General features: G+C 67.9%; 16 protein-coding genes. 10 read left to right on the top strand and 6 right to left on the bottom strand.

The genetic code is table 11. From position 1 onward, the window contains the following. Positions 1–146 precede the first annotated feature (146 nt). Entirely contained in the window at positions 147–494 is a 348-nt protein-coding gene (locus DEU38_RS27415; protein ID WP_114724544.1) for a UBP-type zinc finger domain-containing protein, read from the top strand. Between the two features lie 226 nt (positions 495–720). Here DEU38_RS27415 and mihF read toward each other — a convergent pair whose 3' ends face one another. The 3 genes from mihF to DEU38_RS27430 form a co-directional block, all read right to left on the bottom strand. Then, complete coding sequence (mihF, locus tag DEU38_RS27420) at positions 721–1,032, bottom strand: integration host factor, actinobacterial type (RefSeq protein WP_114724527.1); 312 nt, start codon at positions 1,030–1,032, stop codon at positions 721–723. A 108-nt stretch (positions 1,033–1,140) separates the two neighbouring features. After that, entirely contained in the window at positions 1,141–1,920 is a 780-nt protein-coding gene (locus tag DEU38_RS27425) for an enoyl-CoA hydratase (RefSeq protein WP_114724528.1), read from the bottom strand. A gap of 98 nt (positions 1,921–2,018) precedes the next feature. Further along, positions 2,019–2,459 carry an SRPBCC family protein gene (locus DEU38_RS27430; RefSeq protein ID WP_114724529.1) on the bottom strand — a complete coding sequence of 147 codons (441 nt, stop codon included), beginning with the start codon at positions 2,457–2,459 and terminating at the stop codon, positions 2,019–2,021. 70 nt (positions 2,460–2,529) lie between these two features. Here DEU38_RS27430 and pepN point away from each other — a divergent pair, with 70 nt between their 5' ends. The 5 genes from pepN to DEU38_RS27455 all read left to right on the top strand — a co-directional run bounded on the left by pepN (position 2,530) and on the right by DEU38_RS27455 (position 10,244). Further along, entirely contained in the window at positions 2,530–5,025 is a 2,496-nt protein-coding gene (gene pepN / locus DEU38_RS27435) for an aminopeptidase N (protein WP_114724530.1), read from the top strand. Positions 5,026–5,028: 3 nt separating this feature from the next. Further along, positions 5,029–5,409, top strand: coding sequence for a hypothetical protein (locus DEU38_RS27440; protein ID WP_114724531.1), 381 nt, complete (start codon positions 5,029–5,031; stop codon positions 5,407–5,409). Positions 5,410–5,488: 79 nt separating this feature from the next. After that, positions 5,489–6,370, top strand: coding sequence for an AraC family transcriptional regulator (locus DEU38_RS27445; protein ID WP_114724532.1), 882 nt, complete (start codon positions 5,489–5,491; stop codon positions 6,368–6,370). 143 nt (positions 6,371–6,513) lie between these two features. After that, entirely contained in the window at positions 6,514–8,442 is a 1,929-nt protein-coding gene (locus DEU38_RS29720; protein WP_114724533.1) for a maleylacetate reductase and hydroxyquinol 1,2-dioxygenase domain-containing protein, read from the top strand. Positions 8,443–8,480: 38 nt separating this feature from the next. Next, positions 8,481–10,244 (top strand): FAD-dependent monooxygenase, encoded by a 1,764-nt coding sequence (locus DEU38_RS27455; RefSeq protein WP_114724534.1) that lies wholly within the window; start codon positions 8,481–8,483, stop codon positions 10,242–10,244. Between the two features lie 706 nt (positions 10,245–10,950). Here the strand turns inward: DEU38_RS27455 and DEU38_RS27460 are convergent. The 3 genes from DEU38_RS27460 to DEU38_RS27470 all read right to left on the bottom strand — a co-directional run bounded on the left by DEU38_RS27460 (position 10,951) and on the right by DEU38_RS27470 (position 12,979). Beyond that, positions 10,951–11,358 (bottom strand): DNA-binding protein, encoded by a 408-nt coding sequence (locus DEU38_RS27460; protein WP_114724535.1) that lies wholly within the window; start codon positions 11,356–11,358, stop codon positions 10,951–10,953. 98 nt (positions 11,359–11,456) lie between these two features. Continuing rightward, positions 11,457–11,879, bottom strand: a complete 423-nt coding sequence (locus DEU38_RS27465; RefSeq protein WP_114724536.1) for a hypothetical protein — start codon at positions 11,877–11,879, stop codon at positions 11,457–11,459. 146 nt (positions 11,880–12,025) lie between these two features. Next, positions 12,026–12,979 (bottom strand): YafY family protein, encoded by a 954-nt coding sequence (locus DEU38_RS27470; protein WP_114724537.1) that lies wholly within the window; start codon positions 12,977–12,979, stop codon positions 12,026–12,028. A gap of 110 nt (positions 12,980–13,089) precedes the next feature. On the opposite strand from DEU38_RS27470, the gene DEU38_RS27475 reads away from it, so the two are divergent. From DEU38_RS27475 to DEU38_RS27490, 4 genes are all read left to right on the top strand, one after another. Next, positions 13,090–13,512, top strand: coding sequence for a VOC family protein (locus tag DEU38_RS27475; RefSeq protein ID WP_114724538.1), 423 nt, complete (start codon positions 13,090–13,092; stop codon positions 13,510–13,512). Positions 13,513–13,566: 54 nt separating this feature from the next. Continuing rightward, positions 13,567–14,028, top strand: a complete 462-nt coding sequence (locus tag DEU38_RS27480; protein WP_114724539.1) for a hypothetical protein — start codon at positions 13,567–13,569, stop codon at positions 14,026–14,028. A 70-nt stretch (positions 14,029–14,098) separates the two neighbouring features. Next, positions 14,099–14,860, top strand: a complete 762-nt coding sequence (locus DEU38_RS27485; protein WP_114724540.1) for an ABC transporter permease — start codon at positions 14,099–14,101, stop codon at positions 14,858–14,860. A gap of 89 nt (positions 14,861–14,949) precedes the next feature. Continuing rightward, complete coding sequence (locus tag DEU38_RS27490) at positions 14,950–16,665, top strand: alkaline phosphatase (RefSeq protein ID WP_114724541.1); 1,716 nt, start codon at positions 14,950–14,952, stop codon at positions 16,663–16,665. The last annotated feature ends 184 nt before the right edge of the window (positions 16,666–16,849 follow it).

The raw sequence follows: 16,849 nt of genomic DNA on the forward strand, positions 1-16,849 counted from the left end.
CCACGTCTGTACTGCACCGTAGCCCGACAGTCGCGCGGTGTGCCAGCAAAATCCGCGGTCCGATCCACTCGACGCGGTGCCGGGCGCGGCGAACAATGGTGCCCACGTCGGCCACACGCCGACACCCGGCCGAGGAGGCACGACACATGACCGAGACACCGGAGATCGATCCCGCCGCGACGCCCAGTGGAACGGGCTGCGCCGAGTGCGACGCGGCCGGCGGGTGGTGGTTCCACCTGCGCCGGTGCGCCGCCTGCGGGCACGTCGGCTGCTGCGACTCTTCCCCCGCGCAGCACGCGAGCGCGCACGCGGCGGCGTCCGGACACCCGATCATCCGGAGCTTCGAGCCCGGTGAGGACTGGTTCTGGGACTACCGGACGCAGGGCTTCGCCGAGGGTCCGGAACTGGCTCCGCCGCAGAGCCATCCGAGCGAACAGACGGTTCCGGGACCACGCGAGCGGGTACCGGAGGACTGGGCGGACCGCCTGCACTGAGATCGGACGAAATCCGGCCGGCTCGCGACGTTCGTAGGATCGGCGGGGTGATCGAGATCCCCGACGTGCTGGTCGCGGCGCAGTACAAGCACGGCGAACGGCGCTTGGCGGACGAACAGGTCGCCATTGCGCGAATGCTGTTGGCGCGCTGAGTCCGTCCGTGCTCAGTCCTGCCACAGCCGCGTCGGCCCGCACCGTGGGGTGCGGGCCGACGCGGAGAACTGTGTCAGCTGAGCTTGGCGATCAGGTCGGCGCGCTGACGGGCGCCCAGGCCGGAGACACGTCGAGTCTCGGCGATGCCGACGGACTCGGCGATGTCGCGGGCCTTGATCTTCCCCACCTTGGGCAGGGATTCGAGCAGGTAGAGCACCTTCGTCTTACCGACGAGTTCGTCGGTATCCGCCTTGTCGAGAACTTCCACCAGGGTGAGCTTGCCCGACTTGAGATCTTCTCTCAGTTCGGACCGCGCCTTGCGGGACGCTGCAGCCTTCTCCAGTGCTGCAGCGCGCTGTTCGGGGGTCAAGGTGGGCAATGCCATTGATGTGCCTCTCTCTCACGGAACCCGGATGAAGTTCAGGCTAGAACGGGAATCGCCGCAGCGCGTGTCAAGTGGGCCCCGCGTGTCGAAAAGCCGTGGCTATTCGTCTCATTTGCCCTTCCACAACGGCTTTCGCTTCTCGAGAAACGCGCTCATACCCTCCTGTGCGTCGCAGGTGACCGCGTTGGTGGCCATCGTCTCGGCCATCAGTTCGTACGCCTCGTCCTGCGGCAGGTCGATCTGCCGGTAGAACGCCTGCTTGCCGATGGCGAGGGTCAGCGGGCTGGATTCGGCGATCTTCGAGGCCAGGTCCCGCACCCGAGACTGCAGTTCGTCGGGTGCGACCACGACGTTCACCAGGCCCCAGTCGGCGGCGGTGTCGGCGTCGATCGTCTCGCCGGTGAGCAGCATCTGCATCGCGCGCTTGCGGCCCACCGATCGGCTGAGCGCAACCATGGGGGTGGAACAGAACAGCCCGATCCGCACACCCGGGGTTCCGAACACCGCGTTCGACGACGCCACCACCAGATCGCACGACGCGGCCAGTTGGCAGCCGGCAGCGATCGCCGGTCCCTGCACCGCGGCGATCACCGGCTGCGGAATCGCCTGCACGGTGTCCATCATCGCCGTGCACACCTCGAAGACCTCCCGCTCGTCCTCGAGGGTACGGTCGATCATCTCGGACAGGTCGTGTCCGGCGGAAAACGCCGGGCCGACCGCACTCAACACGACCGCCCGGACGGTATCGTCGTCGGCCATCTCCCGCAGTGCTGCTGTGACCTGTCGCATCATGTTGGTGGACAGTGGATTCCGTTGGTCCGGCTGATCCAGCACAATGGTGCCGATGCCGGTTTCCGGGTCTATCTCGATTCTGACGACGTCGTTCATCGTGCCTCTCCGTCATATCGGGTCGCAATGCCCGATGCTACCCGGAAAGGCCGCATCGAGCCCGGCCACGCGGCGAGGCTCCGGCGCGAATCGATGAATCAGCCCTCGATCGCGGACTTGATCCGTAAGGCGAAGTCGGGAGCGTCCTTTCGTGCCGCCCGCAGCGCGAGGGGCGCGATGAGCTTGCCGATCCCGTGCCCCTCCAGCACGTTGAAGACCGTCAGCTTCGTCCCGCCTCCGTTGGGTTCGAGGTCGTATCCACCCTCCACTGCGGTGACGGAGTTCTTGGACCGCTCCGCCCAGCGCAGTCGTCGCGGCGGCTCGAACTCGGTCAGTTCGAACTCGCGCTGACTGGTCATCCCGGCGTCCTTGACCGTGCTGACGAAGACGGTGCCGACGCCCGGCGGGCCGTCGGTCGTCTGCTCGATCTTCTGCACCCGAGGGCTGAACTTCGGATCGTTGACGCCGGCGGCGAGGAACTGGAACACCTCGTCGATGGGACGGTCGATCACGGTCGTTCCTTCGAAACGTCCTGACATGTCGTAACCCCGTTCGGTGTGGTTACCCGGAGATGAGTCGAACTCTACTCGCGGCTGGCAGGATCGGGGCGTGAGTACTGCGAACCTGACCCGTGCCGAGACCGCCGCGCGTTCGGCAGCCGTGACCGTCCGTTCCTACCGCGTCGAACTCGACATATCCGGTGCGCCTGACAATTCCGAGCCGGGCTTCGCGACGTCGACGACCGTCGAGTTCGACTCCGGCACGTCCGAGACGTGGATCGACTTCCTCGGTCCCGAGGTTCGATCGGTGACCGTCAACGGCGAAGCCGTGGACATCGAGTTCGACGGCGCCCGTATCGCTCTGCGTGGATTGCGTGCATCGAACACCGTGGTGATCGGCGCGGTCGGCGCGTACAGCCGGTCCGGGGAGGGGCTGCACCGATTCCACGACCCCGTCGACGGCCGGACCTACCTGTACACACAGTACGAGCCGTCGGACGCGCGACGCGTCTTCGCGTGCTTCGAGCAGCCGGACATGAAGGCGCCGTTCACGTTTGTCGTCACCGCCCCCGCGGGTTGGGAGGTGGTGTCCAACCGCCCGGCGGCACTCCACCACGTCGACGACACCCGTCAGGTCGTCGAGTTCTCCCCCACACTGCCCATCTCCACGTACATCACCGCGATCGTCGCGGGTCCGTATCATCGGGTCGAATCCATCTGGAGCCGAGACGATCTCACCGTCCCGATCGGGGTGCTGTGCCGGGCGTCGCTGGCGCAGTACCTCGACGCCGACGCGATCGTCGAGGTGACGAAGCAGGGGCTGGACTTCTTCGCCGAACACTTCGACTATCCGTATCCGTGGGGCAAGTACGACCAGGTGTTCGTGCCCGAATACAACCTGGGCGCGATGGAGAATCCCGGCTGCGTCACGTTCACGGAGGCCTACGTCTTCCGCGGCGCCGCAACGGCCGCGCAGTACGAGGGCCGGGCCAACACGATCCTGCACGAGATGGCCCACATGTGGTTCGGCGATCTGGTGACGATGGTGTGGTGGGACGACCTGTGGCTCAAGGAGTCGTTCGCCGACTTCATGGGCGCCCTCGCGAGCGTGGAGGCCACCGAGTGGACCGACGCGTGGGTCGCGTTCGCGAACCGGAGGAAGGCGTGGGCGTACTCGCAGGACCAGCTGCCGACGACGCACCCGATCGTCGCCGACATCGTCGACCTCGAGGCCGCGAAACTGAACTTCGACGGCATCACCTACGCGAAGGGCGCCAGCGTCCTCAAGCAGTTGGTCGCCTATGTCGGGCGCGACGCGTTCTTCGAGGGCGCGCGGCGCTACTTCCGCGAGCACGCCTTCGGCAACACCACGCTCGCCGACCTCCTCGCGGAGTTGTCGGCGTTCTCGGGCCGTGACCTGGGCGCGTGGGCGCAGGCGTGGCTGCAGACCACCGGCGTCTCCACTCTCACCCTCGAGGGCGGCGACGACGTGCGCGGGTACGAGATCGTGCAGAGCGATCCGAGGCCGCACCGCGTGGCCGTCGGGCTCTACGACTTCGACGACGCCGGTGACCTGGTTCGACGTGATCGCGTGGAGCTGGACGTGGTCGCCGAGCGGACACCGGTCGACCTGTCCCCCGCGGCGCTCCGGCTGCTCAACGACGGCGACCTCACGTACGCGAAGGTGCGTCTCGATGCCGGCTCGCTCGCGACGGTCGAGCGCTCGCTGGACCGGGTCGTCGACCCGCTGGCCAGGGGCCTCATCTGGTCGGCGCTGTGGAACGCCACCCGCGACGGCGAACTCGCCCCCGAGCGGTACCTGACGATGGCACGCGCGTTCGCGCCGTCCGAGCCGAACATGGCGCTGCTGACCGCGGTCCTGGCGAACGCGTCGTTCGCGATCGGCCACTACCTGCCCACCGAGGCGCGGGACCGCTGGCGGCGCGAGTGGCTCGAAACCTGCTGGACGGCAATGCAGGAAGCCGAATCAGGCTCGGGTGGACAGCTGGCATGGGCCCGTGCGGCTGCGGCCGCAGCAGTTGTCGACGACCGCCACGCGGCCGACATCCGTGCGATCCTCGACGGCGGCCGGCCGGGCCCGGACGGGCTCCGGTTGGATCCGGACCTGCGCTGGGCGCTGTGGACGGCGCTGTCCGCGACCGGGCACGCCGACCCGGAGACGCTGGACGTCGAACTGGTGCGCGACGACACCGCGTCCGGGCGGACCGCCCAACTGCGTGCGCTCGCCGCCCGCCCGGACCCGGAGGTCAAGGCGCGGGCCTGGACGTCGGCGCTCGAGGACACGGCGCTGAGCAACGACCACCTCGACGCCGTCATCGCCGGATTCCGGGCGGGCGAGCGCCGCGACCTGATCGCCGGCTACGACGACGCCTACTTCGCGGCGATCCGCGGGGTGTGGGCGCAGCGCAGCATCGAGATCGCCCGCCGGATCGTCCTCGGGCTCTTCCCGGCGTCCGATTCGGTCGATTCGGTGGATTCGTGGCTCGCCGCGAACGTCGATGCACCGGGCGCACTGTGCCGACTGGTCACCGAACAGCGCGACCACCTCGCCCGGGATCTCCGGATCCGGGCGACGTGGTGTTGACGGGTGTCGATGCTCGTCGTTCACTCGATGCGGTTCGCCACGACCAGGTCCAGGAATCGCTGGTTCCTCAGCCACCTTCACTCCGACGATACGGTCGACTACCCGAACCTCCGGACCGGGACGTGCAGCCGGAAGTGTTGGTGCCCCGAATCCCCGACGCCCGGTACCGCCGCCTCGACCCGCAAGCTGCTCGAGGCGTATGCCACCGACATCAATGATCGGATGCGCGACAACGCCAAGCAGGATTTGCGGGAGATCTTCGATGTTGCGGACATCGAGCCACCGACCGGTCTGGGTGACGAGAAGACACGGACCGACTTCACCGGCAACCTCGTCGTGGGCGAGGATCTGATGCATTTCGGGATCGGGAAGCCACGCGGGTAGCTCGCTACCATGGTGCGATCGCAGTGAGATCGCCCCGGTCGTGTGCGTGCCCGGACGGTGGCGGCGGGAAGGAGCCGGCATGGTCGAGCTGGGACTCGACGACACCGTAGGAATCCTCCGGCAGCCATGGGTGCATCCACGCCGGACCAGCGCGGGTCGTGGATGGTCCGGTGCGTATGTCTCCACCCAGGCGGAACGGCCCTACCGGGGTGCATTCGACGGGGCGCGTTCGCACCTGCTGATCCTGCATCTCGGTGGACCCGTCGACGTCGTCCGCGGGCGTGGTGGTGCCGCCCAGCGGACGACGGTGCCGGCCGGGGGCTTCTTCGTCCATCCGGCCGGCCAGGAGTTGACCGTCGAACTCGGTGCGGACCTCGACACCATTCACGCGAACCTGGATGCCGCGTTGCTCGAGGAGGCCGCGGACGGGCGACCGGTCGAGTTGGAACCGCATATCGGCGTCCACGATCCGATGCTCGAGCAACTGGTGCGGTCGATGGACGCCACACTGCGTGACTGGCACCCGTCCGCACGGACGTACGCCGACCATCTGGTGACGATGCTCGCCGTGCACCTGGTGCACCGGTACGGCGCCGGACGATGCCGGGCCGCGGCGGATGGGCCGGCGGCAGGCGGCAGATCGACCCGTAGCAGTGTCTCTGCTGTCATCGATTTGATGAAACATCGCCTGGCGGAGCCCATTCCGTTGTCCGAGCTGGCCGGTGCCGTTGCGCTGAGCACCAGCCAGCTCACCCGGCAGTTCAAGGCTGCGACGGGGATGACACCCCACCGGTACCTGGTGCGGCTGCGGGTGGAGCAGGCAGCACGGGAGCTGCGGACGGGGGACCACCCGATCGCCCAGATCGCGGTCGACTGCGGGTTCTCGCACCAGGAACACCTGACCCGCACGATGCGGGCTCAGTTGGGCACCACGCCCGCGCAGGTTCGCCGCGCGGGCTGAGCCGGCCTTTCTCGGGTTCGGCATGCACGTTTCGTGCCTGCCGATGCGCGGATCGTGCAGGACGACTCGGCCGCCGGGCGTCCATCATCGACATCGGTGTGTGACTTACGCAACGTGTGACGTGGAATGTGAGAGCGGCGAATATGAAAACCTTCACCTACAACGCACAGCCGTCGCGAGTGGTGTTCGGAAGCGGTACGAGCCGAACCGTCGCTGACGAGGTTCTGCGGCTGGGGCGCAGCCGAGTGCTGCTGCTCACGGGCCATGATGTGGCCGAGCCGGCCACCGAAGTCGCTCGGGCACTCGGCGATCTGCTCGTCGCCCGTTTCGACGGGGCCGCGATGCACACCCCCACACAGGTCACCGAGGAGGCGCTGGCCTCGGCCCGCGCCCACGACGTCGACTGCGTCGTGTCGGTGGGCGGCGGATCCACGACGGGTCTGTCGAAGGCACTCGCGGTGCGGGCCGGCTACGACCAGGTGATCATCCCCACCACCTATGCCGGGTCCGAGGTCACACCGGTGCTCGGCGAGACCGAGAACGGCGTGAAGACGACCCGGTCGTCGGCGGACATCCTGCCGGAGACGGTGGTCTACGACGTGGATCTCACCGTCGGTCTGCCCCCAGCGATCACGTTGACCAGCGCGATCAACGCGATGGCGCACGCGGTAGAGGCACTGTACGCGCCGGAGGCCAATCCGGTGACCGATCAGCTCGCCCTCGAGGCGATTCGCGGGATCACGCAGGGCCTGCCGAAGGTGATGGCAGATCCGTCGGACCTCGATGGCCGCGGTGAGCTGTTGCAGGCGGCCTGGCTGTCGGGTAGCTGCCTGGCCGCGGTCGGAATGGGGGTGCATCACAAGCTCTGTCATGCACTCGGCGGCGGTTTCGATCTGCCGCACTCGCAGATGCACACGGTGATCCTTCCGTACGCGATGGCGTACAACGCGCCCGCCGCGCAGGACGTGATGCGCCGGATCGCCCAGGTGATGCGGGTGCCGGACGCCGCCGCCGGCGTCCACGACCTCGTCGCGAGCCTGGGCGGGCCGACGTCGTTGGCGGAACTCGGGTTCACCGTCGACGACATTCCGAAGGCAGCGGCTCTGGCGACGGCCCGGCCGTACCCGAATCCGCGTTCGGTCACTGTCGACGGCATTTCCGCGTTGCTGGCAGATGCGGTGGCGGGATCCCGGCCCGGCGGCGGAAACGCCTTCCCCCGTGCCGAACTCGACCGCATGTCCCGCGCGGTGGTCGCCAGTTTCGCCGGCACCGAGGATCCGCGCTTGCACACCCTCATGACCGACCTTGTCCGTCGTGCGCACGATTTCGTCACGAGCAACGACCTCACGACCGCCGAATGGGAATTCGCGATCGATTTCCTCACGCGCACCGGGCAGGTCTGCTCCGATGTGCGCCAGGAGTTCATTCTGTTGTCGGACACGTTGGGGATCTCGACGATGGTCGACATCCTCACCAATTCACGTGTCCGGGAGCAGACACCGTCGGCGGTACTCGGCCCGTTCTACGTCGAGGGTCCGCCGGCCGTGCGATCCGGAGCGGATCTTGCGGAGGGGCTTCCAGGCGTCCCGATGTGGGTGGACGTGGCCGTCACCAACCCGGACGGCACCCCGCTCCCGGATGCGATCGTCGATGTCTGGCAGTCCAACGAGGACGGCTTCTACGACGTGCAGCTGCCCGATCTCGACGGTCCGGTCCTGCGCGGTCAGTTCCGAACCGATGCCGATGGGCGGCTGCGGTTCTGGACGATCCTCCCGTGCGAGTACCCCATTCCCGACGACGGCCCGGTGGGGCAGATGCTCGATGGAGTCGGCCGGCACCCGTTCCGGGCCCCGCACGTGCACTTCATGATCAGCGCCTCCGGGCACCGCCGCCTGATCACCCAGCTCTTCCCGTCCGACGGCGCCTACCTCACCTCCGATTCGGTATTCGGGGTGAAGCACAACCTGATCGTCGACATGCCCGAACATCGGGGCCCCACCCCGGATGGCCGCGTGGTCGACGGGGCATGGCGCCGACTCGATTTCACCTTCCGCATAGCCCCCGACGCGTGACTGCGCTCCCCGTCGGATCACTACTTCCGGAGACAGACATGACCAACGACAAGACCTACGACACCGACGTTCTCGTGATCGGTAGCGGGCCGGCAGGTGGTTCGGCGGCACTGTTGCTCGCCACCTACGGTGTCGACACGATGCTGGTGAACAAGTACGGCTGGGTAGCGAACACGCCGCGTGCACACATCACCAACCAGCGCACCCTCGAGGTCCTGCGCGATCTCGGTGTGGAAGCGGAGGCGCTCGCGCAGGGCACTCCGCAGGACATGATGGGTGACACGGTGCTGTGCACGTCGCTCGCCGGTGAGGAGATCGGCCGGATCAGCACTTGGGGCGCTGGTGAGGCACATCTGTCGGAGTACTCGTCGGCCAGCCCGTGCCCGATGATCGACCTGCCGCAGACCTACATGGAGCCGATCCTGGTGACCAATGCGGCCGAGCGGGGCGCCAAGTGTCGGTTCGACACCGAATTCGTGTCCCTTGAACAGGACTCGGACGGCGTCACCGCGACGCTGCGTGACCGCTTGCGAGGTGACGAATATACGGTCCGTGCAAAGTATCTCATCGGTGCCGACGGTGCCAGGAGTGTAGTTGCCGAGCAGATCGGGCTGCCGATCGCGGGTCGTAGCGGTGTCGGTGGGTCGATGAACATCTGTTTCACCGCGGATCTGTCCCGTTACTGCGAGCACCGTCCCAGTGTCCTGTACTGGGCGATGCGCCCGGGTGCGCACATGGGCGGTATCGGTATGGGTCTGATCCGCATGGTGCGGCCGTGGAACGAGTGGCTGCTCACGTGGGGCTACGACATCGAGGGTGAGCCGCCGACGCTTGACGAGGACGAGGCCCGCCGTATCGTCCTGGACCTGCTCGGCGACGACAGCATCGACGTGCAGATCGACTCTACGTCGCTGTGGACGGTGAACCACAGCTATGCCACCGAGTACTCCCGGGGTCGCGTCTTCTGCGCAGGCGATGCCGTCCACCGTCATCCGCCGTCGAACGGGCTCGGCTCCAATACCTCGATCCAGGACTCGTTCAACCTGGCGTGGAAGTTGGCGGCGGTGATCAGGGGCGACGCCGGGCCCGCGCTGCTCGAAAGTTACAGCGCCGAACGTGCCCCGGTCGGTAAGCAGATCGTCGACCGGGCCAACCTCAGCCGCGACCAGTTCGGCCCGATCTTCGAGGCACTGGGCATCTCCGGGGGCAGCGACGAGGACGGCATCGAGACGGGACTCGCGATGTGTCGCGCCGAGACAGCGGAGGGGGCGGCGCGGCGGCGCGCGCTGATCGACGCGATCGAGCTGAAGAACTACGAGTTCAATGCGCACGGTGTCGAGCTCAACCAGCGGTACGCCTCGTCCGCGACGGTGCCCGACAGCAGCGCCGAAGAGGAATGGGTCCGGGACCGAGAACTGTTCGCCAAGCCGACCACTCGGCCCGGAGCCAAGTTGCCGCACGCATGGCTGGTCGACGGGGACGGGCTGCGCCGTTCGACCCTCGACGTCGTCGGGCGCGGACAGTTCTCCGTTGTCACCGGCCTGTCCGGTGGGGTGTGGGAGCGGGCCGCGGCCGCCGCGGCCGAGAAGCTCGACATCCCCATCCGGTCGGTCCGGATCGACACCCCTGGTCTGCGGGATGCGTACGGCCGGTGGGCGCGGCTGCGGGAGATCGCCGAGGACGGTGTGCTGCTGGTGCGTCCCGACGGGTACGTCGCGTGGCGTCGGAACACTTCGCCGAACGACGAAGCGACGGCCACCGCGGAGCTGACCGCGGCCCTCACCGCGGTACTCGACCGGTAGTCGGACCGACGGGAGTGGAAACCTCTCGGCTGCTCCGCTACGCATGCAGTGGCACCGAGAACGGCGACTGAGACGAAGCACCAGCTTTACGGGAGCAAAGGCGAAGACAATGTGTGGCCGTGAACCGGCCGACTCTGCGTCGATGTGCCCGAGGACCAGGTCGACGAGGCGCGTTCTGCATGGACTCGGCCGCGCGCGGGGACGTGCGTAACTTCCCGGCGTCCGATTCGGTCGATTCGGTGGATTCGTGGCTCGCCGCGAACGGCGATGCGCCGGGGCACTGCGTCGACTGGTGCTCGAGCAGCACGACCATCTGGCGCGCGATCTGCGGGTTCGGGGGGCCTCTTGTTAACGCTGTATGTCGCCGCTTTTACGCCTGGCTCACATCGCGTTTCTTTTCTGTAAGGCATTGCGGAATCTGGGGATTAGCACTTGGAACACGGTCGTCCGGTCCGTTAGACATGCAGTGGCGCCGACAACGGCGATACAAGAGAAGCAGCGCTTCAATGGAATAAGGGGTATCAAATGGGTTCTTCCACAGCGGATCTCGGTAAGGTCGCAGCCGGCGCGACGCTGATCTCGACGGTCATCGGCCTGGTCGCCGGTGTCGCCGGTGTCGCTGCATTGTTCGTCTGAACAACGCGGCACCAGCGCACCTCGGGCCCGAAGTCGTTCGTCGACTTCGGGCTCGAGCCTTGTTCGGGGGTCAGGTGCGCTTGACCAGCCTGTCGTATCGCTGCCGTGCCGCCTGTGTGCTCCCCAGTCCCAGGCCGAAAGCGATTTCTTGCCAGGTCATTCCACGTTGCCGCGCGATGTCCAGGAGCAGTGCCTCCAATTGGTCCATCTCGGCGCGGGCCTTCGGGATCAGCCCGAGTGCCGCGGTGACGTCGGCGTCGTCGATCTCCGGCTCTCCGGGGTCCGGGGTGTGGACGCCACCGGCGATCGCGGCCACGATGCGGATCGCGCCCAGCGGATCGAGCATCTCGGGGTGGGACTGCCGCGCCCGCTGCTCGGGCGTGGTGCCGTGCCGTTCGGCGATGCGGAACAGGCCGGCGTACTCGCGGTGGGCCCGCTCGCGGCTCGGGTTGGGCGGGGTGAAGGGATCTGAGGTCATACTTCGAGCGTCCGCCCCGTCCCCACCTGTTGTCAACGAATTATTGACAACAAAGTGTTCACAAGCGTCCGGTGGGTGCGATCGGGCGGCGCCGTCACCTACGGAACGTAGAAGGTTGCGAGGCCCGGGGTGGTCGTTCCGCCCACCGTGGATACGACGGTCACGGCGACCTGCCCGGTGCCGGTCTGCAGGGTCGCTGCGGGCGGGAATCCGTGGAGGCCGTCCGACAGCCGGGCGGAGCCGAACGCCCCGGTCGACAGGTTCAGCCAGTGCACGTCGGCCGAGAGCAGGCATCCCCACCGCCCGTCCTTGCCGCCGGTGATCGTCAACGTGCCGGGCTGTTCGCCGACCACGGTCGCACAGCGGATCGGGGGCACGTCGAAACTGCCGTTCGGGTTCCCGAACGGCGCCGGATCGATCTGGAACGGGACGGTCACCGCCGCGGAGGCCACGGCGACCGGCGCCAGGACCGAACCGGCCGCGACGGCCGAGCAGACGGCCAGTCGGCGAACGAGATTCATCACGGGGACCTCCTACAGTCGGGTGATCGGGCGTGGTCCCCATCCTGCACCCGGAGCGCGGTCGCTGCAGGGGGATCCTCGAGTTGGCAGGCCAGACGTTCGGTCACGACGACGGTGGGGTGCCTGTCCGTGGCGCCGTGCAATCACTAGCCGGACTCTGCAGCGTGCGCGTAACGCCTTGCGAGGGTGGCGAACGCAGCGGTCAGTTCGGGTGGACCGACGACGTCGATGTCGGCATCGAACCGGCCGATCGCCGCGGCCAGCGATTCCCACGACCAGGCACCGGCGACGAGTCGGCAACGTCCGCCGCCGAGATCCTCGACCGTGTCGGTGTCGACATACGGCACGATCTCTGTGGCGGGTATCCCGAGGATCACCTCGCCGGTGCAGGGCCACTGGTCGGGTCCGGGCGACCCCTTGAATCTCGCGGCGACGTAGGCCCTCACGTCGCCGGCCGGTAGCTCGCGGCGGGTGAATCCGGGCCCGGTCGGGACACGGGGATGGACCCGGTCCGCGCGGAAGATCCGCCAATCGTCCTTGTCGAGGTCCCAACCCACGAGGTACCAACGCCCTGCCGCCGCCACAAGGTGGTGAGGTTCGAGCCGACGCCGCTCGAAATAACCTGCGCGAGTGGGATATTCGAATCGCAGAACATCCTGCGCGGCGACTGCTGTGCTGAGGGAGACGAGTACGGCGGGGTCGACGTCCGCCGGCGCGCGCAACGCGATGATCGGCAGCGAATCGAGTCGATGCCGTAGCCGCGACGGCATAACCTGACGCACCGTGGACAGCGCCCGCTCCGCAGCATCGGCGACCCCGGCTCCGCTCGCCGCCACCGTCTGCAAGGCCATCGCGATGGCCACTGCCTGTTCGTCGTCGAACAGCATCGGCGGCAGCTCCGATCCGGCCTCCAACCGATACCCACCGTCCGGACCCTTGAGTGCAACGATCCGGTACCCCATCGCCCGCAGGCGATCGACGTCCCGCCGCACTGTCCGCGAACTGACCTCGAGCCGTTCGGCGAGAACCTGGCCCGGCCAGTCTCTGCGTGTCTGCAACATCGACAACAGCAGCAGCGAGCGCGAGGTGGCCGTCGACATGTCTCGAAAGTACCCGAAGTAGCGGACAGGAACTGACCGCTTCTACTGGGAGCGTTGCTGACACCACCGGTCGAGAACCGGTGGCCGACCCGCTCTCGAGGAGAAACAACATGCCCGTCAACGTCACCCCCCACCTGAACTTCCGTGGCGACGCCCGCGAAGCGCTCGAGTTCTACCGATCGGTGTTCGGCGGAGAACTGGCCGTCATCACCTACGCCGACGCGCAGAACGTTACCGACCCGGCCGAATCGGATCAGGTGATGTGGGGACAGGTTCTCTCCGACAACGGCTTCCGCATCATGGCCTACGACGTGCCCTCTCACACCAGGTGGGAGCCCGGCACGATCCCGTTCTTCGTCTCGATCCGTGGCACCGACGCCGAGGAGATCTCGGCCTACTGGAAGAAGCTTGCCGACGGGGCGACGATCCTGGCTCCACTGGCACCCGCACAGTGGGCTCCCCTCTACGGAATGCTCGTCGACAGCTACGGCGTCACCTGGGTTCTCGACGTCGAAGCCCAATGGAACGCCTGACGCGGCGAAACCGGCGTCCCACGGCGGGGGACCGGGGTTTGGTTGACTTGGAGCATGAACGGCGTACCCGAGAAGATCGAGGTGCGGGGCACGGTGCTGGACCGCATCGGCCTCGCGGCGGAGTTCGTCTGCTGGGCTGCCGATCTGCCCGGTGACGAACCGCGAACGGTCAGCATCGTCATCGAACCGGCGGGGCCTCCTACCGATCAGGCCGTCGACTCCGCGGCGCAGGCCATCGCCGGTTTCGACGTGCTGGCTGCCGCTGCGTCGCGCTATCTCGTCGCCGAGCTCGCCGATCCGGTGTGGGAACTCGACACGGAGGACCGTGCGCGGCTCGACGGGCCGGAGGCGCCGTTCGGCCTGCCCGAGGCAATCATCTGGTCGGACGGATCATGGATGATCCGTTTCGCCGAATGCGGCCTCGCGATAGGCGAGGAGTTCGGGATCGGCGTGCGCTTCACCGGGACGGCACCGGTCGGAATCGAGGATCTGTCCGGGTCAGCCGAGGTCCTGTGACCGCTCGGGCCGACCAGGATCGCGCGGCCGGCATTCCGCTGAGCGCCGTCTTGGTGGGAAGGTGACAACCGTGAGTACCGCGCTGGCGAACCCCGGCCTCGCGCTTGTCGTGCTGTGCGGGGTCATGGTCACGATGGCGGCCGTGGTGTACCGGTTCGCCGGTCTGGGCAATCCGCTGACGGCTCCGCGGGCCGCGGTCCGGGGTGCGCTTCAGCTCGTCGCCGTCTCCCTGATCCTGGCCGCGGCGCTGGCACACCTGTGGTCGTCGTTGCTCGTGCTCGCCGTGATGTTCGTGGCCGCCGCGGTGACGGCGGCCCGGCGTGCGCGGGCGGGGTGGTCGGCGGTGTGGTTGTCGGTGGCTCTCGCCGCGGGTGTCGGCCTGGTGGTTCCGCTGATGCTCGTCAGCGGGGTCGTGCCGCTCCAGGGCGTCGCGTTGGTGCCGATCGGGGGCATCGTGCTCGGTAACGCGATGACCGCGACGGCACTCGCCGCCAAACGCGGCCTGGACGCGATCGACCAGCGATGGGGCGAGGTCGAAGCCGGGCTGAGCCTGGGGTTCAGTGTGCGGGACGCCCGCATGGAGGTGGTCGGTCCGGCGGCGTCCGACGCCCTGCTGCCGGGGCTGGATCAGACCCGCACGGTGGGTCTGGTGACACTGCCGGGGGCGTTCGTAGGTGTCCTGTTGGCGAGCGGTTCCGCGGTCCAGGCCGGCGCCGTGCAGATCCTCGTCCTCGTCGGCCTGCTCCTCGCACAGACGTGTGCGGTGGCGGTCGCGATCGAGCTGGTTGCCCGCGGGGTGGTCCACCGCCCCGGAGCCCGGCAGGTGTTCTGACGGGGCGACCGCGGCGAACAGTAGGTGAACACTCGGAGATTCGGCCGATCTGAGTTGAACATCCGTCCGAATTTCGTTGTGATCCTGTCGTGTTCGAGAATCGGGCGCCCGAGGGCGACAAGAGCGACATTCGGAGCGGTGTGAGCCGACGCGGTCTGCTGCGCGGCTCGGCGGTGCTGGCAGGTGCCGGGCTGACCGTCGCGGCGGCGGGACGCGCCGCCGCCGGGGTCCCGGCGTCGGGACCGGCGGGACCTGCGGGATTCGTGCACGGCGTGGCGTCGGGCGATCCGCTGCCCGACGGCGTCATCATCTGGACCCGCGTCACGCCGTCGGCGGCAGCGCAGCCCGGTTCGGGTGTGGGCGAGACGGTTTCGGTGACCTGGGAGGTCGCGACCGACAGCGGCTTCGGTGCCGTCGTACGTAGCGGGACCGTCACGGCCGACCCCCGGAGCGACCACACCGTGAAGGTCGACGTCGCCGGGTTGCGGCCGGGCACCACGTACTTCTATCGGTTCACCGCGGCCGGGCAGGTCTCGCCGGTGGGACGGACCCGTACCGCGCCGGCGACCGACGCCGACCTCGACCGCCTGCGGTTCGGTGTGGTGTCGTGCTCCAACTGGGAAGCCGGATATTTCGCGTCGTACCGCCTGCTCGCCGAGCGGGACGACCTCGACGCGATCCTGCACCTGGGCGACTACATCTACGAGTACGGGCGCGGCGAGTACGGCGCCAGGAACGGCTCGGTCCGTCTGCACGATCCGGCACACGAGATCGTCTCGCTCGCCGACTACCGGATCAGGCACGCGCAGTACAAGACCGATCCGGATCTGATGGCCCTGCATGCGAAGGTCCCGTTCATCGCGACGTGGGACGATCACGAGTCCGCCGACAATGCGTACGACGGCGGCGCCGAGAACCACGATCCCGCCACCGAGGGAGACTGGGGTGCCCGGAAGGCCGCGTCCACGCAGGCCTACTTCGAGTGGATGCCGGTGCGGACCAACGGAACCGATGCGGCGCTGTACCGACGATTCCGGTTCGGCGCGTTGGCCGAGCTCTCCATGCTCGATCTGCGGACCTACCGCGACGAGCAGGCGTCCTCCGGTGCGGGGTGGCGCCAGACCGACTCCCCCGACCGCACCATCACCGGCCGCGCCCAGATGGACTGGCTCACCGGCGGTATCGTCACCTCGCCCACCCGCTGGAAGCTGGTCGGCAATCCGGTGATGATCGCGCCGTGCGCGTTTCCGCCGCTCGACACCCGCACCACTGCGGCCGTCACCGAGATGATCGGCCTGCCCGACGCCGGCATCCCGTTCAACACGGACCAGTGGGACGGCTACACCGCCGACCGGCGTCGTCTGTTCGACGCGATCACCGCGAACAACGTCCGTAACACGGTGTTCCTGACCGGCGACATCCACACGTCGTGGGCATGCGACCTGCCGGTGGATGCCGCGAACTACCCGGCCGCCGGCACGGTCGGCACCGAGTTCGTGGTGCCGTCGGTGACGTCACCGAACATCGACGATTCGCTGCAGGTTCCGCCGCGCACTGCGACCGTCCCGGTCGAGGAGGCGTTCAAGGCCTTCAACCGGCACGTCCGGTACGTCGAGCTCGACTCCCACGGCTACGGCGTGTTCGAGGTGAACAAGGCTGGAGCGCAGATGGACTGGTTCTACGTCAACGATCCCACCGATCCGCGCGGCACTGCGCGGCACGGGGTGAGCTACCGCGTCGCGGACGGCTCGCAGCAGGCGCATCCCGTCGGCACGCCCCTCGACCCCGCCGCATACCGTCCATAGCCTGCGCGGGAATGGCGCAGCGTTGTACCTACCCGCGCCTGCTCTCGACGGGTGATGCCGAGAATCAGGCGGCGAGCGGCCCGGCCCGGTTGTGCGCCGGGATGGGCTTCTTGTAGGGGTCGACCGAACTCGGTGGGGTGAACCACGGGTGGCGGTCGGTGCCGATCTCGACTTCCCAGTGCGA

It is taken from the genome of Rhodococcus sp. AG1013, from assembly GCF_003350365.1.
Classification (GTDB): Bacteria; Actinomycetota; Actinomycetes; order Mycobacteriales; family Mycobacteriaceae; genus Prescottella.